The sequence below is a fragment of the Streptomyces sp. NPDC001890 genome, from assembly GCF_042891445.1.
GTDB lineage: Bacteria > Actinomycetota > Actinomycetes > Streptomycetales > Streptomycetaceae > Streptomyces.
On record NZ_JBIATE010000002.1, the window covers coordinates 1057981 to 1084115 of the forward strand.

21 protein-coding genes and 1 riboswitch are annotated in these 26135 nt (G+C 71.0%); of the genes, 3 read left to right on the forward strand and 18 right to left on the reverse strand.

Translation table 11 applies throughout. The features are described 5' to 3' along the window. Positions 1-12: 12 nt before the first annotated feature. From ACFYY1_RS10935 to ACFYY1_RS10990, 12 genes are all read right to left on the reverse strand, one after another. Entirely contained in the window at positions 13-990 is a 978-nt protein-coding gene (locus ACFYY1_RS10935; RefSeq protein WP_388583499.1) for a terpene synthase family protein, read from the reverse strand. A 503-nt stretch (positions 991-1493) separates the two neighbouring features. Then, complete coding sequence (locus ACFYY1_RS10940; protein WP_388583292.1) at positions 1494-2912, reverse strand: DUF6177 family protein; 1419 nt, start codon at positions 2910-2912, stop codon at positions 1494-1496. An 81-nt stretch (positions 2913-2993) separates the two neighbouring features. Further along, positions 2994-6965 (reverse strand): type VII secretion protein EccCa, encoded by a 3972-nt coding sequence (gene eccCa / locus ACFYY1_RS10945; RefSeq protein ID WP_388583294.1) that lies wholly within the window; start codon positions 6963-6965, stop codon positions 2994-2996. A 49-nt stretch (positions 6966-7014) separates the two neighbouring features. Further along, complete coding sequence (locus ACFYY1_RS10950; protein ID WP_388583295.1) at positions 7015-8220, reverse strand: MinD/ParA family protein; 1206 nt, start codon at positions 8218-8220, stop codon at positions 7015-7017. 53 nt (positions 8221-8273) lie between these two features. After that, positions 8274-9647: a type VII secretion integral membrane protein EccD gene (eccD, locus tag ACFYY1_RS10955; protein WP_388583297.1), complete on the reverse strand. Its 1374-nt coding sequence runs from the start codon at positions 9645-9647 to the stop codon at positions 8274-8276. Positions 9648-9749: 102 nt separating this feature from the next. Beyond that, complete coding sequence (locus ACFYY1_RS10960) at positions 9750-10061, reverse strand: hypothetical protein (protein WP_388583299.1); 312 nt, start codon at positions 10059-10061, stop codon at positions 9750-9752. Between the two features lie 81 nt (positions 10062-10142). Next, positions 10143-10928 (reverse strand): hypothetical protein, encoded by a 786-nt coding sequence (locus ACFYY1_RS10965; RefSeq protein ID WP_388583301.1) that lies wholly within the window; start codon positions 10926-10928, stop codon positions 10143-10145. Between the two features lie 53 nt (positions 10929-10981). Next, positions 10982-11356 carry a toxin-antitoxin system YwqK family antitoxin gene (locus ACFYY1_RS10970; RefSeq protein ID WP_388583303.1) on the reverse strand — a complete coding sequence of 125 codons (375 nt, stop codon included), beginning with the start codon at positions 11354-11356 and terminating at the stop codon, positions 10982-10984. Next, positions 11356-14028: a hypothetical protein gene (locus ACFYY1_RS10975; RefSeq protein WP_388583305.1), complete on the reverse strand. Its 2673-nt coding sequence runs from the start codon at positions 14026-14028 to the stop codon at positions 11356-11358. The genes ACFYY1_RS10970 and ACFYY1_RS10975 overlap by 1 nt, the downstream gene beginning before the upstream one ends. Beyond that, positions 14025-14429 (reverse strand): DUF6507 family protein, encoded by a 405-nt coding sequence (locus tag ACFYY1_RS10980; protein ID WP_388583307.1) that lies wholly within the window; start codon positions 14427-14429, stop codon positions 14025-14027. Before ACFYY1_RS10980 ends, ACFYY1_RS10975 begins: the two co-directional genes overlap by 4 nt. A gap of 69 nt (positions 14430-14498) precedes the next feature. Beyond that, positions 14499-14810, reverse strand: coding sequence for a pore-forming ESAT-6 family protein (locus tag ACFYY1_RS10985; protein WP_266729579.1), 312 nt, complete (start codon positions 14808-14810; stop codon positions 14499-14501). 21 nt (positions 14811-14831) lie between these two features. Further along, the gene (locus ACFYY1_RS10990) at positions 14832-15164 is read right to left on the reverse strand and encodes a hypothetical protein (RefSeq protein WP_266729578.1); all 333 of its coding nucleotides are present in this window, start codon (positions 15162-15164) and stop codon (positions 14832-14834) included. 463 nt (positions 15165-15627) lie between these two features. Between ACFYY1_RS10990 and ACFYY1_RS10995 the strand changes: the two genes are divergently transcribed. Continuing rightward, entirely contained in the window at positions 15628-16923 is a 1296-nt protein-coding gene (locus tag ACFYY1_RS10995; RefSeq protein ID WP_388583309.1) for a cytochrome P450, read from the forward strand. A gap of 53 nt (positions 16924-16976) precedes the next feature. Here ACFYY1_RS10995 and ACFYY1_RS11000 read toward each other — a convergent pair whose 3' ends face one another. The 6 genes from ACFYY1_RS11000 to gcvT all read right to left on the reverse strand — a co-directional run bounded on the left by ACFYY1_RS11000 (position 16977) and on the right by gcvT (position 24173). Next, positions 16977-18488, reverse strand: a complete 1512-nt coding sequence (locus tag ACFYY1_RS11000) for a SulP family inorganic anion transporter (RefSeq protein WP_388583311.1) — start codon at positions 18486-18488, stop codon at positions 16977-16979. Between the two features lie 153 nt (positions 18489-18641). Further along, on the reverse strand, positions 18642-19550 hold the full coding sequence (locus ACFYY1_RS11005; RefSeq protein ID WP_388583313.1) for an NADP-dependent oxidoreductase: 909 nt from the start codon (positions 19548-19550) through the stop codon (positions 18642-18644). Positions 19551-19770: 220 nt separating this feature from the next. Beyond that, a complete protein-coding gene (locus ACFYY1_RS11010; RefSeq protein ID WP_388583315.1) occupies positions 19771-21153 on the reverse strand; it encodes an L-serine ammonia-lyase in 1383 nt (460 codons plus the stop codon). Between the two features lie 154 nt (positions 21154-21307). Beyond that, entirely contained in the window at positions 21308-22567 is a 1260-nt protein-coding gene (gene glyA / locus ACFYY1_RS11015) for a serine hydroxymethyltransferase (protein ID WP_093549220.1), read from the reverse strand. A 20-nt stretch (positions 22568-22587) separates the two neighbouring features. Next, a complete protein-coding gene (gcvH, locus tag ACFYY1_RS11020) occupies positions 22588-22965 on the reverse strand; it encodes a glycine cleavage system protein GcvH (protein ID WP_376422689.1) in 378 nt (125 codons plus the stop codon). Between the two features lie 92 nt (positions 22966-23057). Then, entirely contained in the window at positions 23058-24173 is a 1116-nt protein-coding gene (gene gcvT / locus ACFYY1_RS11025) for a glycine cleavage system aminomethyltransferase GcvT (protein ID WP_388583318.1), read from the reverse strand. 141 nt (positions 24174-24314) lie between these two features. Beyond that, positions 24315-24412, reverse strand: a riboswitch (glycine riboswitch). Between the two features lie 159 nt (positions 24413-24571). Here gcvT and ACFYY1_RS11030 point away from each other — a divergent pair. Next, entirely contained in the window at positions 24572-25264 is a 693-nt protein-coding gene (locus tag ACFYY1_RS11030; protein WP_388583320.1) for an AAA family ATPase, read from the forward strand. A gap of 87 nt (positions 25265-25351) precedes the next feature. Next, a complete protein-coding gene (locus ACFYY1_RS11035; protein ID WP_376623135.1) occupies positions 25352-26122 on the forward strand; it encodes an enhanced serine sensitivity protein SseB in 771 nt (256 codons plus the stop codon). The last annotated feature ends 13 nt before the right edge of the window (positions 26123-26135 follow it).

The window sequence follows — 26135 nt, forward strand, 5'->3', positions numbered from 1 at the left end:
GTTGACGGCTGTTCAGGCCGCGAAGTGCTCGGACAGGGAGTCCCGTTCGTCGACCTCGACGAGATCGGGGCGGGTGTAGCGCTCCGCGCGGGCGTGGTAGTCGAAGTCGCCCCGGACCAGCCCCCGGTAGTCCCGTACGCACCGCTCCAGCGCGAGCCGGGTGGGGCCCTGGATGCCGGCCGCCTCGATCTCCTCGATCAGCTCCTTCTCGGCCCGCTGCACCCGCTGCGCGATCCCGGCGAGCTGCGCCCCGGCCTCGTCCACGGCCTCCTGGAGCGTGCAGCCGCGATCACGCTGGATGAGGCGGACCGCGTTGTGTTCGTACCCGAGCAGTGCCTCCTTCTCGAAGGAGCAGATGTCGTTGCAGAGCCCGGAGTGATCGGTGACCGCGTTGCGCAGCGCGATGTAGGCGGGCAGGCTCCGGGCCGATTCCGGGAGGTCGATCCCGGCGGTGATCTCATGGAGGTCCAGGAAGGGCTGCATGGCCACCGAATCCCGGCGGTGCTTCACGAATTCGGTCCGGCTCGGCGCCTGCCCGGCGGCCCGCTCCACGGCCTCGGCGTAGTAGGTCCACAGCCAGGCGACCGTGTCCCGCCGGAACTGCCGGATCCAGCGCGCCGACCGGTCCCGGTACGTCCGGGTCCGCAGCCCCACGAGCGCGCGTTCCATGGCGCCGCGCGGCGGGCCGCCGTCGAGCACGGTGACCAGCCGGTCGATCGCCGCCTCGCACATGCGCGGGTCACGTCCGGCGGGCCCGTCGTCGAACTCGTCGTCGACGAGGAAGGCCCAGAAGAGCCACTGGCAGAAGAGATCGAGATGCTGCTGCGACGCGGTCGGGAAGATGAGGGAGATCCAGAGTTCGGGCCTGGTCCGGATCATCTTCTTCCGGGCCACCGGGGAGAGCATCAGGTCATTGGATTCGGCCCATTCCCACGCTGCCTCTCTGGTCTCCTCGACGCCTGGATTGCATCCGGTGCTCTGGAACGGCATATGAAACGCTGGCAGCGCAATCTGGCTCATTGGTGCCCCTCGTCGAAGCGGTTCGGATGAGCTGTACGAACGGGTAACCGGCCGGACTCGCGGGCCGGCGCCGGGTACGCATCGGGGTACGGGCCGCCCGCGCCCACCGACTTTGGCCAGAGGCTCACCGTGCGAGACGAGGCAGTCATTCCTGCTCACTCTCCTCCGCCGGGGGTCGGGGCATCGGGGCCGGGCCCGTGGGCCCGCGGTGGCAATCGCCCGTGGTGCAGGACGGCGGCATCACCATGTGTAACCCCCAGTCAACCGCCTGTGGGCGAAAGAGGGAAGCTATTTGTGACCGAAACTGCTTGATCGTCAGAAACGATTGAACATCTCTGAGCAGTCGGTGACCTGTTGTGGTGATCGCCGGTCGGCGGCGCGGACGTGCACGCAGCCACCCGCGCAGGCAGCAGCACAGGCGATTTCACGCCGCGCCGCCCTGCCGAGTGGTTTCGCCGACCGGCCCGTCCCGCTCAGGCGCCCTTCAGGTGCCGCATCAGCCGCTCGAAGTCCTGCCAGCCGGACAGGTCCGACGGGTCGCCCGGCAGCGGGTAGTACAGCGCCGGACGGGACCTCGGGCCGAGCTGGACGGGCGGCTCGGAGAGCGGGGTGCGCCGGGCGCGGTCGCCGGGCATCTCGCGCACCTCCTCCGCGCCGAGCACGAAGGCCAGCGGGACCCCGGGCCCCTCGAAGCGCGGCGGCACGGCCAGGTCGCGCCGCGCCTTGCGGAGCTGCACCAGCATCGACTGGAGGTGATGACGGGTGGCGAGCACCTCCGCCACCCGGGGCAGGGCGTCCAGCGGGGGTTCCTCGCCGGGGCCGTAACCGAACGCCAGCGTGACGTCCTCCTCCACCCCCGCCTTCGTACGGCTGACGCGGACCGTGGCCAGGCCCGGCCGGTCCGGGGCGCCGACCACCACGAACCAGGTCGGCTCGGGCGCCCGCTCGAAGGCGACATCGGTCAGCCGGCGCAGCGACCACGGCAGGTTGGCGGGCTCGGCGGTGCCCCACCCGGCCGGCGGCCGCCCCGTCAGCTCCTGCCACACCGACTCCAGCGCCCCGCCCAGCACCAGCCGGTCGTCCGCCGGGTGGACCGTGCGGAACGAGACGGCGAGCTGGCGGTCACCGGTGTCGCCGACCTCCTGGTAGGCGGCGGCCACCGGGGTGCGCGGGTCCTCGGGCGTGGCGTCGGGCGACTCCACCGCCGCGAACATGCCGTGCTGCCAGCGCAGTACGGCACCGGACAGGCCGTCGTAGTAGCCGTCCTTCTCGTCCTGCACCACCCAGCGCGAGGGCCAGCCGCTGAGGCTGTTGCGTACGGCGGGGGAGAGCGTGGCGCCCGGCGAGGTGACGATCTGGAGCCCCAGCTCGGCGTCGGCCGCGGCCCGGAACGCGTCCGAGAGCCACGCCGTCATGGCGATCACCGGACGGTCCTGGATGATGACGGCCACCTTGTCGGTGAGCGCGTCCACGGCGGGCTGCGCGGCGGCCGGCGCCGGCGCGACGCTCACCCCGTCCGTCTTCACCACCGCGAGGGAGCGCGCGGCTTCCGGCGGCCAGGCGGAGCCCCCGGCCAGGGTGGCGATCCGGGCCGCGAAGGTGCCCGCGAGCAGCTCGGCCTCCTCGACCCCGGTGGTGGCACGGGCCTCCGTCCACCAGAACGGGACCGGCGGCGCGGTCGCCCCGAGCAGCCGCTCGGCCTCGCCCGCGACCTGCACCAGCAGCGGCGCCTCGATGGAGACGAGCGGCCGGCCCCGGTCGTCGCAGAGCTGCACGACGGCATCCTCGCCCGTCGTCCCCACCAGCTTGTCCGGGCCGCCCGCGAGCAGACCCGCGAGCACGGTCAGCGGATCGGGCATGCGCGGGGTGAGGGCGATGACGTCCTTGGTCATGTGGTCGGCCGTTCCTTCTTCGTCCGGGTGCGGATGTGCGGTGGGGGTGCGGCCCGCGGAAGCGGGACCGCCCCCGGCGGGTCACTCCGCGGTGTACACGGTCTGGATCAGACGGTTGGGCCGGCCCCGGCGGATGAACACCCCGCGCCCCGGCGGCTGCTGGGTCGCGTACACACCGGGGAACAGCTGCCCCTCGCTGCGGTCGCCCGCCATCAGGAGCGCCGAGGCCCCCGACTCGCGCAGACCCAGCATCAGCGGGTCGTACATGCCGCGCGAGGCACCGGCCACCCGGCGGGTCAGCACGAAGTGGAGACCGATGTCGACGGCGGACGGGATGTACGGCAGGAACGGTTCGAGCGGCGACTGCCCGGCGGTGGTCAGCACGTCGTAGTCGTCGACCAGGATCACGATCCGCGGACCGCTGCCCCAGCTGCCGGGCTCCAGGTCCTCGGTGTCCGCCCGGTCGTCCGGCAGCCGCTTCTCCAGCTCGGTGGCGATACCGGCGGCCAGCCCCGCGCACATCTTGGCGTTGTACGCGTACCCGCCGCGGAACTCCTCGGGGATCGCGCCGCGCAGACCGCGCCGCGGGTCCATGACGGCGAAGACCAGCTCATCCTCGCCGTAGCGCTCGATCAGCCCGCCGGCGACCGTCTTCAGCAGATTCGTCTTGCCGCACTCGCTGTCGCCCAGGACCAGCAGGTGCTGGTCGTGGTGGAACAGGTCGAGCAGGGCCGGCGCCAGCGCTGTCTGGTCCAGGCCGATCGGCACCCGCTCGGGCTCGGCGACCGGGCCCGGCAGCAGATGCGGCTCCAGAACGTGCGGCAGGACCCTCACCGGCTGGGCGACCTCGCCGCTCCAGGTGGCGCGGACCGTACGGGCGGTGTGCTCCAGGACCGCGCCCAGGTCCGCGACGTCCGCGACACCGTCCGTGCGGGGCAGCGCAACCTGCGCGAAGAGCTTGCCGTCGGTGAGGACGCGGCCCGGCTCGTCGGGCGACAGGGTCTGCGCCAGCTTGCGGTCGATGCTGGACTCGCTGGGGTCGTTGAGCCGCAGCTCGACCCGGGTGCCGAAGTTCGACTGGGTGGCGATGCGTACGTCGTTCCAGCGGAGCATGCCCGCGACCACGTGGATGCCGTAGCCGCCACCGCGCTTGAGGATGTCCACGACGGCGTCGTCCAGCTCGTCGAAGTCGTCGCGCAGTGCACCGAATCCATCGATGATCAGCACGATCTCGGCCGAGGCCAGTTGCGGCAGCCGGCCCGCCGCGTGCAGTGAACGCAGCTGCTCCACCGAGTCGATGTGGTGCTCGCGGAACAGCTCCTCGCGGACCGCGAGCATGCCCCGGACCTCGTCGACGGTGCGTCCCGCGCGCTCCCGGTCCGCACGGCCCGCGACCCCGCCGACGTGCGGCAGCCCCGACACGGCCTGGAGGCCGCCGCCGACCAGGTCGAGGCCGTAGACGCCGACCTCCTGCGGGGTGTGGGTCAGCGAGATCGCCAGCGCGAGGGTACGCAGCAGCGTCGTCTTGCCGGCCTGCGGACCGCCGATGACCGCGACGTGACCGCCCGCCACCGTGAGGTCCAGGTACCACTGGCCCTGCCACTGCTTGGCCGGGTCGTCGAGCAGGCCGAGCGGCACCTGGAGCGGGCCGCGCCGCTTGGCCAGCTGCATCCCGCGCGGGCCCACGTCCAGCGGCCCCGCGACCTTGTCCAGGGCGATCCCACCGGGCAGCGGCGGCAGCCAGATCCGGCGCACCGCGGCGGCCGCCTCCCGCAGCTGGTCGACGATCACGCCCATCTCGGTCGGGCCGGTCTCCCGGCGCCGCACCTTCGGCTCCTCGCCCGGACTCTCCGGCTCGGCCAGCGTGTTGAACGCCTCGTACTCCAGGGCCAGCGGACCGCTGTCCTGCTCCTCGTCACGCTGCACCGGCCCCCGGTACGCCCCCGAGACATAGCTCGCCTTGAAGCGCTCGTAGTGGCTGGTGTCGACCTTGAGATAGCCGAAACCGGGCAGCGGCGGCAGATGGAACGCGTCGGTGGTGTCCAGGACGGTGCGCGACTCGTCGGCGGAGAACGTCCGCAGACCGAGCCGGTACGAGAGATAGGTGTCCAGGCCCTTGAGCTTGCCGCCCTCGATGCGCTGGCTCGACAGCAGCAGATGCACCCCGATGGAGCGGCCGATCCGGCCGATGGACAGGAACAGGTCGATGAAGTCCGGCTTCGCGGTGAGGAGTTCACCGAACTCGTCGATCACGACGAACAGATGCGGCAGCGGGTCCAGATCGGGCCGCCGGTCCGCGCGCAGCGCCGCGTAGTCACCGATGTCGGCGACATTGCCCGCGTCCTTCAGCACCTGCTGACGGCGTTTGACCTCACCGGCGAGCGAGGCATGCACCCGCTCCACCAGGCCCGCCTGGTTCTCCAGGTTGGTGATCACCCCGGCCACGTGCGGCAGCTCCGCGAACGGGGCGAAGGTCGCACCGCCCTTGTAGTCGACCAGGACCAGCGCGAGGTCCTCCGGCGGATGCGTGGCCACCAGGGCGAGGACCAGGGTGCGCAGCAGCTCCGACTTGCCGGAACCGGTCGCCCCGACACACAGCCCGTGCGGACCCATGCCCAGCTCGGAGGACTCCTTGAGGTCGAGGAGCACCGGCTGGTGGGAGTCGCTGATGCCGATCGGCACCCGCAGGAAGGCGCGTTCGCCGCGTGGCGCCCACATCCGCGACAGGTCGAGCCGCGCCACGTCGTCGATGCCGAGCAGGCCGGCGAAGTCCACGGGGCCGGAGAGCGGGGCATCCACCATCGACTCGGCGGACAGCCGCATCGGCGCCAGCATCCGGGCCAGGCCCTCGGCGAACGGGATGCCGACCTCGTCCACGGTGCCGTGGGCGCTGACCGGTTCCTGCTCGCGCAGGTCCTCGATGACCACCGCGTCGCCGTCGACGCTGATCCGTACGCTGACGTGTCCCGGCTCCTGGACCCGGTGCTCCAGCAGGTGCAGCACGCTGACGCCCATCTCGCGCAGGCCGACCGCGTCGTCCGGGCGCGGCAGGTCGACGGCGTCCTCGCCGTGCCCGTCGGTGACGACCAGCAGCCGGGACGTCATGGACAGCGCGTCCTTCCCGGACAGACCGCGCCGCACCTCGGCCGCGTACGAGGCGCGGCGGCGCAGCTCCGGGCCGATCTGGCGGGCCAGCTGCGGCGCGGACGGGGCGATCCGGCGGGCGGCGACCGGACCGTCGAACTGCTCGGGGTCGAGCAGGTGCGGCATCCACTTGGCCCACTCCCAGTCGGCCAGCCGCTCACCGGGCACGGCGAGCGCCATCGCGACGTCGTCGGGGGCGTGCGTGGCGGCGGTCTGGACGAGCAGGGCGCGCGCGACGCGCAGACAGTCCTCGCGGGGGCCGATGACACTGATGTTGCCGACCCGGTCGAGCGGGACGGTGAGCGGGAGTTCGGTGCCGGTACGGAAGCGGTCCATCAGCGCGGACGCCTCGTTGAGCATGAAGGTGTCGGGCGGCGTGAGGACGGACGAGCCCTGCTGGGCGACCGTCAGATCGCGTACCGGCATCTCACCCGTGCCGACGCGCACCCGCAGGAAGTCGCCGTCGAGCCGGCGCCGCTCCCAGACCCGGGCCGGGTCGCGCACTATGTCGTACAGGGCGTGCGGCGGCGGATTGAGGACGTCGGCCCGCTCGGCCCGCCGCCGCTCCTCGATCGAGAGCTCCTCGCGCAGGTCCTCCAGATAGGCGAGGTAGGCCTCGCGCTGGGTACGGCGGGTGCGCTGGGCCTTGCCGCGCTGCGAGAAGACCAGCGCCACGGAGCCGATGACGGTGACGAGGAGGATGATCGCGCCGAGCCCGGCGAACTGACTGTTGCGCACGACCGTCATCATCACGACGGACGACATCACACCGGCGACGGGCAGCAGCGACATCGCGATGTTGCCCGACTTGCCCTCGGGCAGGTTCGGCGGGGCCTCGATGGTGCGTGCCTCGGAGGCGGCCGGCGGCCGGGTGGTCCTGGCCGGGCGGTGGATCAGTCGGGTACTCATCGTCGTCCGTCACTCGGGGTCGGGCTCGGCGGATGCTGCCGATCGGTGATCAGTGGTGCTGCTGGGAGAGCCGGAACGCGTCCGCGGCGAGCCGGGTGGCGGCCTCCCGGGTCGAGTGCGCCAGGAGTTCGGTACGGATCTCGCCGCCGGCCGCCAGATGACGGTCGTACGGCAGCACCTGCACACTCGCGCCGGTGGCCGTCAGCTTCCGCGCCGCCTCGTCGAGATCGAGCCCGGGGTGCGGCACCAGTTCGCTGAGCACGACGACGGTGCCGGTGATCACCTGTCGGGGCAGCGACTGCATCCACTGCAGGACCGCGTACGTGCTGGTGATGCCCTCCAGCGTGGCGGGGGCGGCCAGCACCCGGGCCTGGGCGGCGGAGAGCGCGACCCGGGCGACCTCGGCGGGCAGCGTCTCGCAGTCGACGACGGTGACGCCGAAGTAGCGGCGCAGCGACACCATGACCCGCTCGTACGCCCTGGTGTCCAGCATCGCGCCGATCTGGCCCTGGCTGCCGGGCAGCAGCCAAGCGTTGCCGGGGAGCTGGACGAGATAGCCGGTGATGTCCAGCAGCGACATCTGCGGCTCGATGATGCCCGCCAGGTCACCGGTGGTCCAGCGCAGCGACTCGGCGCCGAGCCGCAGCGGCAGCGAGCCGAGCGCCGGATCGGCCTCGACGAGGAGGACCGGGTCCTGGCGGTAGTGCGCGTACGTGGTGCCGAGCAGCGCGGCGACGGTCGACTTGCCCGCGCCGCCCCGGATGGAGGTGACGGCGATCTGCCGGCCGGTCGTCACGGGCTGCTGGAGCGTCTCGGCGGTGGCGGTGGTACGGGCCACCTCGCGCGCGGCCGACGAGGACACGCTCACCCGCAGGGCGCGCGCGGCCCGCGCGGCGAACGGCTCACCGCGCCGCGCCTTGCGCCCGACGGCGGCCAGCTCCCGGTCCACCACGGGCCGGGAGTCGGGGGTGTGCCGGGGGCGGGTGCCCGGGGTGTACGCGGGCCGGGCCCGGGGCTGTTGCTGCTGAGGCTGTACGGCGGGGTGGGCGGCCACTGCTTGGTGTCCCTGCTGCCCCTGCCGGCCGGGGTACTGCTGCTGGGGCGTCCCCTGGGCAGGGGCGTTCTGCGCGGGAACGCCGGGACCCGGCGCGGCGGCACCGTGCGGCTGACCGCCGGGGCCCTGCACGTCCCCCTGGGCGGCGCCGCCCCGCATGGCGCGCAGCACATCGCCCTGCCAGTTCTCTTCGTTCGGCATGTCCGCCCTTCCCTTTCGCCCTGCTGCCCCGCCCGGAGCACCTGCGCGTCGACTCAGAACTTGTTGAGCAGCTGTCCGTACACGCCGAACACACCGACGGCCAGCGGAAAGAGCCCCACCACACCGATGGATTCGACCAGATCGGCCGTGCGCCGCAGCCGGACCCGCACGTGCTCGGGCGGTTGCACCGCCAGGACGAGCAGCGGCAGCACCGCGGCCACGACCAGCAGGGCGAGCGGTCCGGCACCCCCGGCATGCTGCATCCACAGCATGACCAGGCGCACGATCAGGACCGCGGCGGCGGCGAAGAGCGCGAGGACCTCGGCGACCAGCGGGAAGGCCCGCGCCCGGGAGAGCAGCACGAGGGCCACCAGCGAGGGCAGCGCCACGGTCCACACGGACGGCTTGCCGGCCATCGTGAGCAGCCAGCCACCGGCCGCCGCGGAGACCGCGGTGACCACCGTCGCCAGGGCGAGGCCGCGGTGGGTGGCCGCCAGTGCGTTGCCCACCTGGTGGCGGCTGACGGAGGTGCCGCCGGAGCGGCGGTCGTCGAGCGCGGTGAGGCCGGAGGCCGCCAGTGCGAGCCGGGGGAGCAGTCCGAGCAGTACGACGGAGAAGACGGCCATCACCGCGCCGAGCCGGGCCAGGTCGTCCTGGACGGCGGCGACGGCCTCCCACGCCACGGCGATCACGGTGGTGGCGACGGCGCCGATGAGCCCGCCGCGGCCGAGCGGGGAGAAGTAGCCGAGGAGCACCAGCGTCAGGACCAGCGCCGCGGCGACGGCGGCGAGCCGCGCGGTCCCCGACCAGTGGTAGGCGTCCGCGGCGGTCCAGGCGGTGAGGACGCCGAGGCTGCCGGAGGCGAGCAGGAGCGCGGTCGCCAGGCCCCGGTTGCCCTGCCCGATCCTCGCGACGAGCGCACCGGTCGCGAGCAGGACGAGCGTGGCGGCCGCCAGGGCGGCGGTCAGCGCGTCCAGGGCGAACTCACGCCGGGCCAGCAGCGCGGCGACCACCGCGAAGGCCACCGAGGCCACGCCCGCACTCGTGCGACGGGCGGCGGGACGCCAGCGCCAGGTCTGCAGATCGAGATCGTCGGCCACCAGATCGGTGACGTCGTGCACGACCGGGGCAGGGGGCGCGGAATGGGCCCGGACCAGCCTGAGCACCGCACCGTCCGCGATCCCCGCCGAGGACAGCGTGCTGTCGTGCGGGAGCGCGGAGCCGTCCGGCGTGATCAACTGCCGTGTCATCGGGCGTGCCGCCGCCCGGTCGTCCAGCAACTGCAGAATGTCCGGCAGCAGCTGCCCGATCGGTGTGTCGGACGGCAGGACGATGTCGGCCCGGCGTCGCTCACCGACCAGAGTCACCCGGCTGAGCTGCGCTCGGGAAGTCGTTGCTGTGCTCACCACTTTACGGGAACCTATCATCGCGACGTTCTGAGGAATCGGGCAGCTTGGCGTGCCCATGCTACTGGCGCCTTCTCGGCCCTTTTGCGGGGAACTCTTTCTGAATTCGCCGGAGTTGCCGAACTATTGGGGATTCTTTGCGGAATCCTCGGATTTCTCCGGCTGTACCGTCTTCGACGGCTGCTGGTACTGCTGTTCCTGGCGCTGCTGCTTCTGCTGCTCTGCCTTCTGTTTCTCCAGCATGTTCTGGACAAAGGACCACCCCACGCATCCCGCGCACAGCACGGCGGCGATGGCGATCCCCGCGAACACCTTTCCGAGCCGCTCGTCCGCGGTGCGCCGCGCCCGCTGCGCGCCGAACAGCAGTGCGTCACGCATCCTGCGCCGGCGTACCGCCACCGACTCCAGGAGCTGGCTGTCGTAATCCCGTGCCATTCGTCTTGTCGTCCGTTGCCTCAGTCGTATGGTGCGTCGGTCATGGTCGCCGGACGCCGGTCGGACCGCCCGGCCGTCGGCTCATCGGGAACCGGTGAGCCGCTTCGCCGCCGATTCGATGAATGCGGCGGCTTCCCGCTCGGAGATCTGCACATGGTCGATGTCGTTGTGCCCGAGTTCGTGGAGCCTGAGGTACTCCGTCGGCTCCCAGCGAAGATTACGGGTGAAGGCCTCGTCGTGCGGCTGTGCGTCCCGGCCGGTGAGACGCCGCCGCAGGATGCCGCGTGGGCTGCTGCGCGGATATCCCTCACCGGTCTTCGCGTAGTACGTGATCCGGCCGGCCGCTCCGGCATCGAGGGCGTCGAGTGTGCCCGGGGCCAGCGTGAGGAACGGCTCGGTGCCGAGGTTGGACTCGAAGTTCCCGTACGTGATCATCACGCCGTACAGGTCGATGTACTCCTCGATCGAGTAGCCGCCGCCCCGCTCGTACATGAGCAGCAACGGCTCGTACGGGTCCGGGAGGTCCGGCAGACCGGTCCCGCCCCGCTCCCGCAGCGCGGCCCAGCGCACGGCACCCCGGCACGTCCTCGCGGTGGACGGCGTACCGACGTTGTGCGCCACGTAGTCCTCCAGCTCGGACTCGATCTCCGGGTCCAGCCGGAACGACGGGTCGACGAACGCGGTGACGTCGAAGAAGGGCCACTGCTCCTCGGCGCCGTACGCCCGGGCCCACAGCGCCGCGCGGCGCATGTGCTCCCGCATCAGCAGGGCGCGGGAGCGCGAGTGACTGCTGGGCACGTCCCAGTCGCCGTACCAGTCGACCGCGCGCAGCCGCTCCAGGACCGCGCGTGGCGGCTCAGCACTCACTTCGGATCAATTCCCTAACCGCCCCGGGCCGGCGCCGCTCCGCTGCCGACGGGCTACTGCCCCTCGCCCGCACGCCAGTTCTTCGTCGGTTGTCCCTCTTCGTCCCAGCGGCGTTCCGCGAGCATGGTCATACCGTTCTCGGAGAACTCGACCTCGGCGGCGAGCACACCGTTCGGATGCCACTCCCGGGACACTCCCACCGGACGTCCCTCGTGGGCGGTCGCTTCGGACCGGAGCGTGCCGTCCTTGTACCACTCGCGGCTGGGGCCGTGCTGCACCCCCGCCACGTAGGAGTCCAGGCTGACGACGGCACCGCCCAGGCGCTCCTCGACCTCGCCGGTGAAGAGTTCCCCCCGGTACAGCAGCCGCTGCCCCTGATCCATGTCGACTTCGGGGTCGTCGATGTCGATTCGTGTCACGTCGGGCATCACGGAGTCCAGAGTTCGTCGGTCGGAGGATTGCCGGTGAACCTGCCGTGCAGGCTGTCCACGCCCTTCAGCATAAAGTTGCAGTTCGCGCAGAAGGCCGCAGGGCGCCCGGGGAGCTCGGTCTTCATGTGCGGCAGGTAGGGGAACTCGATCGACGCACGGAGCTCGGCGAGCGCCGCTTCGTCCGTGGGCAGTCCCAGCTTCTCCCGCTCCCAGAGCAGCTCGTTCGCAGCCTTGACCTCGGCGTGGCCGAGCGGGTGGTCCGGCGCCGGCGGGGGGTCCCCGATCGCGTTGTGCCTCGCCTCGATGGTCGGGTGGACCCGGTCACCGGGGATGATGTTGTCGAACTTCCCGTTGATCCCTTCGAAGACCATGCCCGTACGCAGGTCCATGACCGATCCGACACAGGCGCCGACCTGCTTCCTGGGGAAGGTGCCGAGTTCCTTGGCCTCCTTGTACGCGGCGCCGCGCTGGAAGGAGAGGTCCTTCAGGAAGTGCTCGAAGTTGCGGCCGTCGACATGGGTGATCAAACCGTTCGCGTCGCGTGTCAGGCGGCTCTCCGGCAGCTGACCGAGGAGCTTGGTGCCGGGACCGGGAGGCGGCAGCGGGTCGTCCCCGATCCGGATGATCGGGTCGGCGGCGCGTCGGGCGGCGTCGTCGGCGAGCGAGCCCCCGGGCTCCCGGACGTCCCGGTCGACGTGCTCCGTGCCGTCGTCCGTGTGGTCGTGGGGAGACGTTCCCTCGGGGTCGTGCCCGCCCGTACCGGACTCGTGGGGGTCGTGATCGCCGTGGGGCGCCCCGTCGTCGGACCCGTGGTGCGGGGCACCCTCGTCCGCCGCGTGGTGCGCGCCGTCGTCGGCATGGCCGTTGGGACCGTGGTCGTTGTGGTGCGGCGGGGTCGGGTCGTGCGGTCCACCCGGCCCGTCGCCGCCGGGGTGGGTGCCGCCGGGCCCGTCGCTGTGGCCGCCGGGGCGGGGGCCGGGAGGTTCGTGGCCGGCGGACGGGCCGTGACCGAGGTCGTTCGCGTGACCGCCGGGCAGGTGGTCGCCCGCGTGGCCGCCGGGGAGATGGTCGCCGCTGCGGGTGCCGGGAAGGTCGTCGGCGAGGCGGCCGGTGTCCCCGAGATCGCTGCCGAGGCGAATGGCGTCGTCGCCGACGTGCGCCGAGACGTCGGCGGTGTGGGCGCCCACACCGGCCAGGACCGGCTCCCTGACCGGGGTGCCGGCGTGCGGGGCGCCGGTGTCGGTGCGGGGAATGGAGGGGGAGCCCTCCTTGGGGGCGTCGTCGGCGTGCTGGACGATGCCGCCGTTCTCGTCGAGGAGGTTCCCGTCGTGGTCGAAGTACTGGACGGGTACGTCGCTGTGGGTGGGGAGCTTGGTGGCGTTCTCGGGCAGGAGGGGGACGTCGTCGGGGAACTTGACGTTCCCGTCCGGGAGTTTGACGCCGCCCTCGGGGATCGCCGCGCCCTCGGGGAGGTGGAAGGTGCCGTCGGGGAGCTTGAGGGAGCCCTCGGGCAGGGTGATCGCGTCGTCGGGCAACCTGGGGATCTCGATGTTGCCGATGCCCTTGAGGCCCTTGGTGATGTCGCCGATCTTGGAGAGGCCCGCGCCGGCGCCCTTGGCGATGTAGGTCATCGGGTCGATGACCTTGCCGGCCTTGCCCGCGACGGACAGCACCTTCGCGACGGCCCCGGCCTTGCCCGCTCCCGCGGCGGCGCCGCCGGCGCCTCCGGTGAACACGGTCGTCAGGACGTTGAACGTGACGGCGCCGGCCGCCCGGCCGGGGTTCTTGCCCCACTCGTCCCACGCCACGAGGGCCTTGCCGGTCTCCTTCATCGCGGTCCGCGAGTCACGCAGCCAGGAGGGGAGCTTGTCGTCGGGCAGGGTCCAGAACAACGCCCCGGCGCCGGGGACGGCGCTGATGACGAGACCGGTCGCGAGCTGGGCGAGGCCCTTCCACGCCTGCCCCATCGCGTCCCAGCCACCGAACCCGACGAGAGTGCCCAGGCCCTTGATGGTGCCCCAGATCCCGTCGACGATCAGCCCGTCCCACACGAACGACTTGACCCAGTGGCCGACCTCGTACCAGTGGTGCTTCTCCTCGACCGGGTCGCCCCAGGGAAGCTTCGCGTTCTTCAGGTCGTCCGCGTCGAACCCGTACTGGTCCTTGCGCTCGGACCCGTCCCCCGCGACCATCTGCGTCCCGCCGAACAGGGCGGTGATCTTGTTGTGACAGGTCCGCTCGGCGGCCCAGAACGCGGCGACCGTCGCGGTGATGTCATCGCGGAGCTTGTTGTGCTCCTCGACCTTGTCCCCGTCGTACTCCCACTCGTCGTCGTCCTTGTTCTCGTTCACGAACGTCGTCGCGTCCGTCTTGAGCTGCGCGAGCTTCGTGACCAGCGGACGGATCTCCGTCGCATAGTCCGACAACGACGAAGCGACCTTTTCCAGATCGTCCGCGAAACCGTCCGCCCGGTCCTTCACCGGCTTCGTCGACGCGAACAACTGCTCCGCCTCGGGCGCCTTGTAATAGGCGGACAGCGCCTGGAATTGGGTGTGGACGGAGGAACCCGTGTCCCGGATATGACCCGCGTCCTTCGTCAGACTCGCGTGATCCTTCTCCAACTGGCCCAGATCGCCCGTGTACTGCGGAATCGCCTCGGGCTTGATCACCGCGACTGCACCCCCGGCTTCTTCGGATCCATGTCCACCGCACCGAGCGCCTTGCGCTGCGCCTCGGCGGCCATGTCCAGATCACCGTTCAGATACGCGGTCGTGGCATCCACCGCACCGGTCAGGGATTTCCCCGCCCGCGCCGCGATGTACTTCAGATCAGGGGTGGTGTGCTCGGCGAACTGTGACAACGCCAGCGCGACCAGACCACCGACGGCCTGCTCCCCGCCCTTGCCGCCACCGTCACCGCCGCCCTCGGCGGTGATGGTCCCCGCACTCGACGCCGCCGACGACAGATGATCCCCGTACGACGTCGCGTGCGTCTGGATCTTCGACGCGACCTCACCCGTCGTCTTCAGCACACCCTGAATGCCCTGCGGCTTCAGATCCCAGCCGGTCATGCCTTACCTCATGCTCCCCGTTACCGAACCGACCCCGAACCCGCCCCCAGGGCAGGCATCCCGGCCGAGTCAGCCGATGTTGTCGACCGCTGCCTTCGCACGCGTGATGGTGTGCTGCGCGGTGCCGTCGTTCTGCTCCAGCGTCGTCTTCAGCAGCTGGATGATGTTCTTGACCTCCTGCGACGAACGGTTCCACCGCAGTTCCTTGCCGTGGTACTCGTCCGCCACACCGTCGGCCGCGAAGTCCGCCATCGCCGCCTTGACCTGGCCGTCCCGCGCCGCGATCACTTCCTCCAGCCGCGCGATCACCACCTGGATGTTGCCCTGCGCGTCTGAGGACGCACCCGTGTCGTATGCCCGACGGTCACTGTCACCAGCCATCAGAAACCCAACCCCCGTATGTCACCGGCCGCCGAAGCGCGCCGCATCGAAATTCGCCGCGGACATCTGCTGCCGCGCGTTGTCACCCTGCTCCTGGTCACCCGAACCGAACGCCTGCTCCATCCCCGACTGACCGCCGAGGAGAGCCGAAAGCGAACCGTTCAGCGCTGCCGTGATCTCGTCCGAACGATTCTTGAACGAATCGAACGCCACACGCCCCGCACCGTGGAACTTCCCCTCCAACGGTGCCGCAGCCTGAACCAGCTGGCGAATCAGCGTGCCCAGATCATCACTCGACCCACGCGACTTCGACGACAGGTTCGTCAGAACCTGCGCCCCCATGTCGAACTTCATTGAGTACCCCTGTCGAGCCTGAGCAAACAAATGTGCTGAACATCCCTATCAACTCCAGGAAGCCGAAGCAATCGAGGACCTCGGGCCTGTGGACAAGCTGTGACATGGCCATCGAATTTCCGGCACGGGCAATGAGGTGCGGAAAAGGAGCACTTGACCGGAGCGCGGACGGGGGAGCCCTCCCGGTGCGACAGGACTCCCGAGGATCCCCGGCCGGCCTTCACTCCGCGCACACGACCGCGAGCGACGGCTCCGGTCCCTTCGCCGCGTGTGCATGATCACAGTTGCCGCTCCTCGGCCCCCGCGGGCCGGATCCGGTGCCGTGGGGGCGCCGCTTGCTCACGCTCTGAGACAGAATGCCGTTTGGCACAAGCCGTGTCGCCGCCGGCCACGATCCACATCCGCGCCTGCTGCACAGCTGTTTCACGTCCGCACCGTGTGTGTGCGGACCGCGCGACGACTCATGGAGTGCAGATTGACTACGACGTTCCGCTCTCGCATCACCGCCCGGATCGGGCGCAGTTACCTGTCCAGGATCCAGAAGTACGGGATCGGGTCATCCACGGTCCGGCTGCTGCCCGACGACCTGTTGATGATGCTGCGCAGGGACGGCCTCGACCCGGTGGACAAACTGGCCAGGACCCGGGCGAAGCGGCCGGTGCACAAGGTCTCGTTGCCGTTCGGCATGGACGCCTGGGTGGTCAGCGGCTACGAGGAGTCGAAGGCCGTCCTCGGCTCGGCCGACGGATTCAGCACCGACTTCGCCCACCTCGCGACGAACGCCGGAGTGGCCGCCGAACAGAGCCCCGGCGGGCTCGGGTTCAACGATCCGCCGGTGCACACCCGGCTGCGCCGCATCCTGACCCCGGAGTTCACGATGCGCCGGCTGCGGCGGCTGGGTCCCAGGATCGACGCCATCGTCGAGGAGCGCCTCGACGCGATGGAGGCCGCCACGGGCCCGGTCGACCTGGTGCAGGAGTTCGCGCTGCCGATCCCCTCCCTCACCATCTGCGAACTGCTCGGCGTGCCGTACGAGGACCGTGACGACTTCCAGCAGCTCGCCATGGACCGATTCGACCTCTTCGCCGGTACGACCGCGCCCTTCGGTGCGATGTCGGAGTCGCTGGCGTACTTCAGGGAGGTCGTCAAGGCGCAGCGCGAGAAGCCGGGCGACGGCCTGCTCGGCATGATCGTGCGGGAGCACGGCGACAACGTCGACGACGAGGAACTCGCGGGTCTGGCCGACGGCGTGCTCACCGGCGGGTTCGAGACGACCGCCAGCACCATCGCCCTGGGCTCCCTGGTGCTGCTGCAGAACCCGGACGTCCTGGAACGAATACGTCATGACGACGCCATGACCGCCCCCTTCGTCGAAGAGGTGCTGCGTTATCTCTCGGCGGTGCAGATCGCCTTTCCCCGGTTCGCCCGCCGGGACATAGAGATAGGCGGGGTGGTCATTCCGCAGGGCGACATGGTCCTCTGCTCGCTCAGCGCCGCCAACCGCGATGCCGGGTACGTCGACGACGACGGGCGCTTCGACCCGCACCGTACCCCCGCGGGCGGCGGCCACCTCGCCTTCGGCCACGGCATCCACCGCTGCATCGGCGCCGAACTGGCCCGCATGGAACTGCGCACGGCCTACCCGGCCCTGGCCCGGCGGTTCCCCCGGATGCGGCTCGCCGTCCCGCCCCAGGACCTGGCCTTCCGCAAGCTGTCCATCGTGTACGGCATCGAATCGCTGCCGGTGCACCTGCGCTGAGGCGCCCGTACCGGGGTGTGCCGCGGGGCCGGCCGGCGCCGTGGCACCCGGGGTCAGTGGCTGCCGGTGAGTTCGCCGCTGAGGGCCCTGTGCATCTCGGCACTCGGCTCGTTCAGGCCGATGATCTCGACGGTCTTGCCGCGCTGTTCGTACTTGGCGGTGATGGCGTCCAGCGCGGCGACCGAGGAGGCGTCCCAGATGTGGGCGGCGGACAGGTCGATGACGACCCGGCCGGGGTCGGTGACGTAATCGAACCGGGTGACCAGGTCGTTGGCCGAGGCGAAGAAGAGTTCGCCGGTCACGGAGTAGACGATCCGGTCGCCCCCGGGGTCGACGGCCGTCGTGACGTCGGCCAGGCGGGCGACCCGCCTGGCGAAGACGACCATGGCGACGACCGTGCCGGCCACGACGCCGACGGCCAGGTTGTGGGTGACGACCACGCAGGTCACGGTCACGACCATCACGAGGGTCTCCCCGGCAGGCATCCGCCTCAGGGTCCTCGGCGCGACGGAGTGCCAGTCGAAGGCCGCGACGGACACCATCACCATGACGGCGACGAGCGCGGCCATGGGAATGCGGGAGACAACGGGTCCGAGGGCGATGCACAGGACCATCAGGAAGGTGCCCGCGAAGAAGGTCGACAGCCGGGTACGGGCGCCGGACACCTTCACGTTGATCATCGTCTGGCCGATCACGGCGCAACCACCCATGCCGCCGAAGAAGCCGGTGACGATGTTGGCGATGCCCTGGCCGATGGACTCGCGGGCCTTGCCGGAGCGGGTGTCGGTGATGTCGTCGACCAGCTTGGCGGTCATCAGGGACTCCATCAGCCCCACCAGCGCCATGGCGAGCGCGTAGGGCGCCACGGTCGTCAGGGTGTCCAGCGTGAACGGCACATCGGGCAGGCCGGGCACCGGCAGCGCGGAGGGCAGCTCCCCCCGGTCGCCCACGGTCGGCACCGCGATCCCGGCCGCGACCGTGATCACGGTGAGGACGACGACGGTGACCAGCGGCGCCGGGACCGCCCTGGTCACCCTGGGGAAGAACACCAGCAGCAGGAGGCCGCCGGCGATCAGCGGGTAGACCGCCCAGGGGACGTCGTGCAGCTCGGGGATCTGGGCCATGAAGACCAGGACGGCGAGGGAGTTGACGAAGCCGACCATCACACTGCGCGGCACGAACCGCAACAGCTTCGCGACGCCCAGCGCGCCCAGGGCCATCTGGAAGACGCCCCCCAGGATGACCGCGGCGACCAGGTAGCCGAACCCGTGCTGACGGTTGAGGGGTGCCAGCACCAGAGCGACCGCGCCGGTGGCGGCGGAGATCATCGCGGGGCGTCCGCCGACGACGGAGATGACCACCGCCATGGTGAACGAGGTGAACAGCCCGATCGCCGGATCCACCCCGACGATCACCGAGAAGGAGATCGCTTCGGGAATCAGCGCCAGCCCGACCACGAGGCCGGCCAGCAGCTCGGTGCGCAGCACCTTCGGGGACGGCCAGGACGGCCAGGACGGGCGGAGGCCGCGCAGCCGCGCGACCGGGGACGGTACGGAGGAGGACAAGAGCGGGAAACCTGTCGTGCGGGGCGTGCGGCGAGGCACAGAAGGCCGGGGCGTCACCTGCGACGCCCGCGAGAGAGCAGCGGGCAACTCTACCCGTACGCCGGAAGCCGCCCGGCTCCGCTCAAGCACGGCACCGGTGCCGTCCGGGCCGTATCAGAAGGCCACGGTGACCTTGCCTTCCAGGCCGCCCCGGAGGAACCGCTCATGGGCTGCCCGGATTTCCTGGAGCCCGAAGAGGGAGGAGTGCACACGCACACGCAACGATCCGCTGTCGACGAGCTCGGCCAGCTCGCTCAGTCCTTCGCCGTCCTCGCGCACCTGGTTGACCGTGGTGCGCACACCACGGGACGACAGGTCGGGTACCGGTCCTGCCTGGGTGGCGATCGACGCATACCGGCCACCGTCGGCCACGGCGTCCGTGACGAACGCCCCGAAGGTGTCGAAGACGGCGTCGTAGGCACGATCTGCGAGAGCACGCGGATCGGTGGTGACGAGCCCGGCGCCGTGGTCGCGAGCGAAGGTGAGGTGAGGGTCGCGGGAGACGAGCGCATCGACCTTCGCTCCACGGGCGTGCGCGATCTGCAATGCCAGTCCGCCCACGGCCCCGGCGGCACCGGTGATGAGCAGGCGCTCGCCGGCCCTCACGTTCAGCCAGTTCAGCGTCTGCAAGGCCGTCAACCCCGGAAGCGGCAGAGCGGCCGCCTCCACCAGGCTGATCGAACGCGGCGCCGTGGCCACCGCGTGGGCGGGCAGCACGACCAGGTCGGCCCAGGTCCCCCGACCGGAGCCGAGTTGATGCGACATGGCGATCACGCTCTCACCGGCACGCAGCCCGCTGTCACCGCCGTCGACCACGATCCCGGCCAGGTCCCAGCCCAACGTCAGAGGCAGCGGTGGCGTGCCTTCGCCGATGGCCCCTTCCCGCGTCTTGTCGTCCACGGGGTTGATGCTGGTCGCCACCGTCCGGACCAGGACCTCGCCGGGCCCCGGTTCAGGTTCGGGAGCCTCGACGATGCCGAGGACATCAGGGGTGCCGAAGCGATCGATCTGTACGGCGCGCATGCGAAGCCCTTCACACTGCGGATACGGACAGCAGGGCCCAACACCGCTGTCGATCCAGGGATTCCCGTCGCCACGGAACAGCTCGCCGAGATCCTGGGCGCAGCCGCTGCCGTAGGACCGCGGTTCCGGGAAGGTCCGGCAACGGCGTCTCCGGCCTGCGGGCCAGGGAAGGCCCTGACCGCGCGGAAAGATGCAAACGCACTGGTCAGGGCCTACGACCTCAGCACTCGATGATGTTCACCGCGAGCCCGCCGCGCGCCGTCTCCTTGTACTTCACGCTCATGTCCGCGCCCGTCTCCTTCATGGTCTTGATGACCTTGTCGAGGGAGACCTTGTGGCTGCCGTCGCCGCGCAGCGCCATCTTCGCCGCCGTGACGGCCTTGACCGCCGCCATGCCGTTGCGTTCGATGCACGGGATCTGGACGAGGCCGCCGACCGGGTCGCAGGTCAGGCCCAGGTTGTGTTCCATGCCGATCTCGGCGGCGTTCTCGACCTGCTCGGGGGTGCCGCCCAGGACCTCGGCGAGGGCGCCCGCGGCCATGGAGCAGGCGGAGCCGACCTCGCCCTGGCAGCCGACCTCGGCGCCGGAGATGGAGGCGTTCTCCTTGAAGAGCATGCCGATGGCCCCGGCCGCGAGGAGGAAACGGACGACGCCGTCCTCCTTCTCGGCCTCGGTGGCGCCGCCGGCCGCGAAGTTCATGTAGTAGTGCAGGACGGCCGGGATGATGCCCGCGGCGCCGTTGGTGGGGGCGGTGACGACCCGGCCGCCCGCCGCGTTCTCCTCGTTGACCGCCATCGCGTAGAGGGTGATCCACTCCATCGCGTGGGCCTGCGGGTCGCCCTCGGCCCGCAGCTGGCGGGCGGTGTTCGCGGCGCGGCGGCGGACCTTGAGGCCGCCGGGCAGGATGCCCTCGCGGGACATGCCGCGCGAGACACAGGCCTGCATGACGCGCCAGATGTCCAGCAGGCCCGAGCGGATCTCGTCCTCGGTGCGCCAGGCCCGCTCGTTCTCCAGCATCAGCGAGGAGATGGAAAGACCGGTGTCGTGGGCCAGGCGCAGCAGCTCGTCGCCGGTGCGGAAGGGGTGCTTGAGGACGGTGTCGTCGAGCACGATCCGGTCCTCGCCCACCGCGTCCTCGTCGACGACGAAGCCGCCGCCGACCGAGTAGTAGGTCTTCTCCAGGAGCGGCTCGCCCTCGCGGTCGAAGGCGAAGATCGTCATGCCGTTCGCGTGGTACGGGAGGGCCTTGCGGCGGTGCAGGATCAGCTGCTCGTCGGCGTCGAAGTCGATCTCGTGCATGCCGAGGAGGTTGATCCGGCCGGTGGTACGGATCCGCTCGACCCGGTCGTCGGCGGACTCCACGTCGACGGTGCGCGGCGACTCGCCCTCCAGGCCGAGCAGGACGGCCTTGGGGGTGCCGTGGCCGTGACCGGTCGCGCCGAGCGAGCCGTACAGCTCGGCGCGTATCGAGGCGGTGTGGGCGATCAGGCCCTCGTTCTTCAGCCGGCGCGCGAACATGCGGGCGGCGCGCATCGGGCCGACCGTATGGGAGCTGGACGGGCCGATGCCGATCGAGAACAGGTCGAAGACCGAGATGGCCACGGTGACTCCTCAGGGGTTGGTAGACATCGTCGTCTGCCGGGTGGTGCGGGTGCGGGCCGGGCGGCCCGGAGGGCGGGGCATGGGACGGGGCACCGCGCCCACCGTTCAGTGTGCGCGGTGCCCCGCCCCAATGTGTTACGAGAACTTGTCCGGACTACTTCAGGCCGGGGTACAGCGGGAACTTCTCGGCCAGCGCGACGACGCGGGCCTTCAGGGCGTCCGCGTCGTAGGACGGCTTGAGGGCGGCGGCGATGATCTCCGCGACCTCGGTGAAGTCCTCGGTCTGGAAACCGCGGGTCGCCAGGGCCGGCGTACCGATCCGCAGACCCGAGGTGACCATCGGCGGCCGCGGGTCGTTCGGGATGGCGTTCCGGTTGACCGTGATGCCCAGCTCGTGGAGCCGGTCCTCGGCCTGCTGGCCGTCCAGCTCGGAGTTGCGCAGGTCGACGAGGACCAGGTGGACGTCCGTACCGCCGGACAGCACGGAGACACCGACCTCGGTGACGTCCGGCTGGACCAGGCGCTCGGCGAGGATGCGGGCGCCGTCCAGGGTGCGCTGCTGGCGCTCCTTGAACTCCTCGGTCGCCGCGACCTTGAACGAGACCGCCTTGGCCGCGATCACGTGCTCCAGCGGGCCGCCCTGCTGGCCGGGGAAGACCGCGGAGTTGATCTTCTTGGCGAGCTCCTGCGTCGACAGGATGACGCCACCGCGCGGACCGCCGAGGGTCTTGTGCGTGGTGGTCGTGACGACGTGGGCGTGCGGCACCGGGTTGGGGTGCAGCCCCGCGGCCACCAGGCCGGCGAAGTGCGCCATGTCGACCATCAGGTACGCGCCGACCTCGTCCGCGATGCGGCGGAAGGCGGCGAAGTCCAGCTGGCGCGGGTACGCGGACCAGCCGGCGACGATCAGCTTCGGCTTGGACTCCTTGGCCAGGCGCTCGACCTCGGCCATGTCCACGACGCCGGTCTCGTCGACGTGGTACGGGACCACGTTGTAGAGCTTGCCGGAGAAGTTGATCTTCATGCCGTGGGTCAGGTGACCGCCGTGGGCCAGGTTCAGGCCCATGATCGTGTCGCCCGGCTTGAGCAGCGCGAACATCGCGGCGGCGTTGGCCTGCGCACCGGAGTGCGGCTGGACGTTCGCGGCCTCGGCGCCGAACAGCGCCTTGATGCGGTCGATGGCGATCTGCTCGACGACGTCGACGTGCTCGCAGCCGCCGTAGTAGCGGCGGCCGGGGTAGCCCTCGGCGTACTTGTTGGTGAGGACGGAGCCCTGGGCCTCCATGACCGCGACCGGAGCGAAGTTCTCCGAGGCGATCATTTCGAGGGTGGACTGCTGACGGTGGAGCTCGGCGTCGACAGCGGCGGCGACGTCCGGGTCCAGCTCGTGGAGGGAGGAGTTGAGAAGCGACATCAGGTGGTCCCTTGGGGTCTTTAGTTGCCGGAGAACTTGGTGTACTCGTCGGCGGAGAGCAGGTCCTCCGGCTCCTCCGTGACGCGCACCTTGAACAGCCAGCCGCCTTCGAAGGGAGCGGAATTCACCAGCGACGGATCGTCCACGACGTCCTGGTTCGCCGCGGTGACCTCGCCGGTCACCGGGGAGTACAGGTCGCTGACCGACTTGGTCGACTCCAGCTCACCGCAGGTCTCGCCCGCGGTCACCGTGTCACCGACCGCGGGGAGCTGGGCGTAGACGACGTCGCCGAGCGCGTTGGCCGCGTACTCGGTGATACCGATCGTGGCCACACCGTCCTCGACGGCCGACAGCCACTCGTGCTCCTTGCTGTAACGCAGCTGCTGGGGGTTGCTCATGACCTGAATTCTCCTGTACGCGGGGGAGTGCTGATGAACGGTGGTCTTACGGTGTGAGACGCGACTGCGTCACTTCTGCGGGAGCGCCGACGTCACTTCTGGCGCTTGTAGAACGGCAGCGCCACGACCTCGTACGGCTCGTGGCTGCCCCGGATGTCCACGGCGACACCCTCGGCGCCGGGCGTGGCGTGCGCGGCGTCGACGTACGCCATGGCGATCGGCTTGCCCAGGGTGGGCGAGGGGGCGCCCGAGGTGACCTCGCCGACGACCTGGCCGGCGGCGACCACGGAAAAACCGGCGCGCGGCACCCGGCGGCCCTCGGCGACCAGGCCGACCAGCTTGCGCGGCGGGGCGGTCTCGGCGCGCTCGGCGGCGGCTTCGAGGGCCTTGCGGCCGACGAAGTCGCCCTCCTTCTCGAACTTCACGACCCGGCCGAGACCGGCGTCGAACGGGGTGAGCTCCGTGGTCAGCTCGTGCCCGTACAGCGGCATGCCCGCCTCCAGGCGCAGCGTGTCGCGGCAGGAGAGCCCGCACGGGATCAGGCCGCGCGATGCGCCCGCCTCGGTCAGCGCCTTCCACAGCTGCTCGGCGTGGGCGGGGGCGACGAACAGCTCGAAGCCGTCCTCGCCGGTGTAGCCGGTGCGGGCGATCAGCGCGGGGACACCGGCGACCGTGCCGGGCAGACCGGCGTAGTACTTCAGACCGTCCAGGTCGGCGTCGGTGACGGAGGCCAGGATGGCGGGGGACTCCGGGCCCTGGACGGCGAGCAGCGCGTACGCGTCGCGGTCGTCGCGCACCTCGGCGTCGAAGCCCTCGGCGCGCGCCGTCAGCGCGTCCAGCACGATCTGGGCGTTGCCCGCGTTGGCGACCACCATGTACTCGGTCTCGCCGAGCCGGTAGACGATCAGGTCGTCCAGGATGCCGCCGTCCTCGGCGCAGATCATCGTGTAGCGGGCCCGGCCCACGGCGACGGTGCCGATGTTGCCGACCAGCGCGAAGTTCAGGAAGACGGCCGCCGCGGGGCCGGTGACGGTGATCTCACCCATGTGCGACAGGTCGAAGAGTCCGGCCTTCGTGCGCACCGCGTTGTGCTCGTCGCGCTCGCTGGCGTACCGCAGCGGCATGTCCCAGCCCGCGAAGTCGGTCATGGTCGCGCCCAGCGAACGGTGCAGGGCATCGAGGGCGGTGAGGCGGGGGGCGGTGCTCATGGATATGACTCCCGGGGCATGACGACGAGGACGATCCCTCCCCATCTGTCATCGGAACCTGAGAGGTTCGCCGAGAGCCCCTGGAGGGGTTCGGCTTGCACCTTGGGTGGAGCCGCGAAGCGGCCCGCTTTTCAGATCTGCCTCATCCACGCGGTACGGGGCCTGAGAGATTCAAGGGAGGAACTTGCTCCTTCGGCGCCCGGCACGGGAAGTGACCGGAACTCTCCCGCGCGGATTCAAGCGGCCTTTATGCAGTTGGCCGGGTCATCATCGCACGCATCGGGCCGGAGTGGGGCCCCGGTCCCCTGTGGGAAATCAGCGGCGTGGGCGGTTGTGCCGCATTACCTTTTCTTTACACTCCATGGGCATACGTGGGGTGAGCCGACAGGGGGAGGGCGATGACGTTGCAGCGGTACGCGACGACCGCGGGGGTCGCGCACGGCGCGATGCCCGCACAGGCGGGGGCCCAGGCGAGGGCCGCCGCGGGCACGCACGCGCCCGTGGTGCGGGATCTGCGGGAGCGGTCCGGGCGCAGTCCGCGCGGCCTGCGTTTCGCGGCGGGGGACGTGGTGGTGGTCTCCGGGCTGCCCGGCAGCGGCAAGTCGACGCTCATCCGGCGGGCGGTGACGACGGCGCACGCCATCGACTCCCAGGACACCCGTGACCGCTGGGCCCGCACCATGCCCCGTTTACTCCCGTACGCGCTCTACCGCCCGCTCGTCCGCGTCGCCCACTACTGGGGGCTGTGGCGGGTGCTGCGTTCCGGGGAGTCCGCCGTCGTCCATGACTGCGGGACCCAGTCGTGGGTGCGCGGCTGGCTGGCCCGTGACGCCCGGCGCCGGGGCCGGGACCTGCATCTCGTCCTGCTCGACGTGACGCCGCAGACCGCCAGGGAAGGCCAGCGCGAGCGCGGACGCGGTGTGTCCGGGTATGCCTTCGCCCGGCACCGCAGGGCGGTGGGCAGGCTGCTGCGGGCGACCGAGACGGGCCTGCTGCCGCCCGGGTGCGCCTCGGCGGTGCTGCTGGACCGGGAGGCGGCGGGAAGGCTCGACCGGATCGCGTTCGCGGACGGACGGCCCGACAGCCCCTGAGGCCGGTGGCCGGGGCCTCGGGGCCGGAGCGGTGGCGGGGCCGGGCGTTAACCTTCTGCCGGAAGGCGTGGGCGAGAAGGGGAAGCAGTGGACGTTCCGGCACAGGTCCAGTCCCATCCGCAGGGCGGATGGCCGGCCAATGAGCTCGAAGAAGTGCTGATGGCCTCGGTGGGCAGCCCGGAGGCGGGCGGGCGGCTCGTCGAGGTGCTCGGCCGCAGCCAGGTCTGGGTGCCGCTGCCCAACGGCGGGGGACCCGACTCGGCGGCCCTGGACCTGCCGACGGTGGAGATCGAGGGCGCCGCGTACGTCCCCGTCTTCAGCTCCGAGCAGCAGTTCCTCGCCTGTGTCGGCACCCATATGTCCTTCACCGTCGCGCCCGCCCGCGACTTCGCCCGCGGACTGCCCCCGCAGCTCGGCATCGCCGTGAACCCGGGCGGCGCGGTCGGGATGCCGCTGCCGCCGCCCGCCGTGGCCGAACTCTGCCGGGCCGGGCGCACCCCGCTGGACGGTCCGGCCAGCGGCGGCAGGGTCCGGCTGTACGAGCCGGACTGGAAGGAGGAGCCGGTCGACTTCCTCGCCGCGGCGGCCGGTGAGTTCGAGGAGAGCGGCGTCGTGCTCACCGCCCGCCGGACGCTCGCCAGCATCGAGGGCGGCGACCCGGTCCTCTTCATCGGCGTCGAGTTCTCCACCTGGGAGGGCGCCGGGCGCAACGCCCCGATGGACGCCCTCGGCCGCGCTCTGGGCCGGGTCGAGGTTCCCTGGCCGGTCAATCTCGTCCTGCTCGACGTGGCACAGGACCCGGTCGGCGACTGGATGCGGGAGCGGATCCGCCCCTTCTATCAGCGAGCGGCCGTGTAAGAACGTCCGGCCA

Excerpts from the sequence above, each read along its gene's own strand:
- ACFYY1_RS10935 (WP_388583499.1), bottom strand. The coding sequence starts at position 990 with ATGCCGTTCCAGAGCACCGGATGCAATCCAGGCGTCGAGGAGACCAGA.
- ACFYY1_RS10940 (WP_388583292.1), bottom strand. The coding sequence starts at position 2,912 with ATGACCAAGGACGTCATCGCCCTCACCCCGCGCATGCCCGATCCGCTG.
- eccCa (WP_388583294.1), bottom strand. The coding sequence starts at position 6,965 with ATGAGTACCCGACTGATCCACCGCCCGGCCAGGACCACCCGGCCGCCG.
- ACFYY1_RS10950 (WP_388583295.1), bottom strand. The coding sequence starts at position 8,220 with ATGCCGAACGAAGAGAACTGGCAGGGCGATGTGCTGCGCGCCATGCGG.
- eccD (WP_388583297.1), bottom strand. The coding sequence starts at position 9,647 with ATGATAGGTTCCCGTAAAGTGGTGAGCACAGCAACGACTTCCCGAGCG.
- ACFYY1_RS10960 (WP_388583299.1), bottom strand. The coding sequence starts at position 10,061 with ATGGCACGGGATTACGACAGCCAGCTCCTGGAGTCGGTGGCGGTACGC.
- ACFYY1_RS10970 (WP_388583303.1), bottom strand. The coding sequence starts at position 11,356 with ATGCCCGACGTGACACGAATCGACATCGACGACCCCGAAGTCGACATG.
- ACFYY1_RS10980 (WP_388583307.1), bottom strand. The coding sequence starts at position 14,429 with ATGACCGGCTGGGATCTGAAGCCGCAGGGCATTCAGGGTGTGCTGAAG.
- ACFYY1_RS10985 (WP_266729579.1), bottom strand. The coding sequence starts at position 14,810 with ATGGCTGGTGACAGTGACCGTCGGGCATACGACACGGGTGCGTCCTCA.
- ACFYY1_RS10990 (WP_266729578.1), bottom strand. The coding sequence starts at position 15,164 with ATGAAGTTCGACATGGGGGCGCAGGTTCTGACGAACCTGTCGTCGAAG.
- ACFYY1_RS10995 (WP_388583309.1), top strand. The coding sequence starts at position 15,628 with ATGGAGTGCAGATTGACTACGACGTTCCGCTCTCGCATCACCGCCCGG.
- ACFYY1_RS11005 (WP_388583313.1), bottom strand. The coding sequence starts at position 19,550 with ATGCGCGCCGTACAGATCGATCGCTTCGGCACCCCTGATGTCCTCGGC.
- glyA (WP_093549220.1), bottom strand. The coding sequence starts at position 22,567 with ATGTCGCTTCTCAACTCCTCCCTCCACGAGCTGGACCCGGACGTCGCC.
- gcvH (WP_376422689.1), bottom strand. The coding sequence starts at position 22,965 with ATGAGCAACCCCCAGCAGCTGCGTTACAGCAAGGAGCACGAGTGGCTG.
- gcvT (WP_388583318.1), bottom strand. The coding sequence starts at position 24,173 with ATGAGCACCGCCCCCCGCCTCACCGCCCTCGATGCCCTGCACCGTTCG.
- ACFYY1_RS11030 (WP_388583320.1), top strand. The coding sequence starts at position 24,572 with ATGACGTTGCAGCGGTACGCGACGACCGCGGGGGTCGCGCACGGCGCG.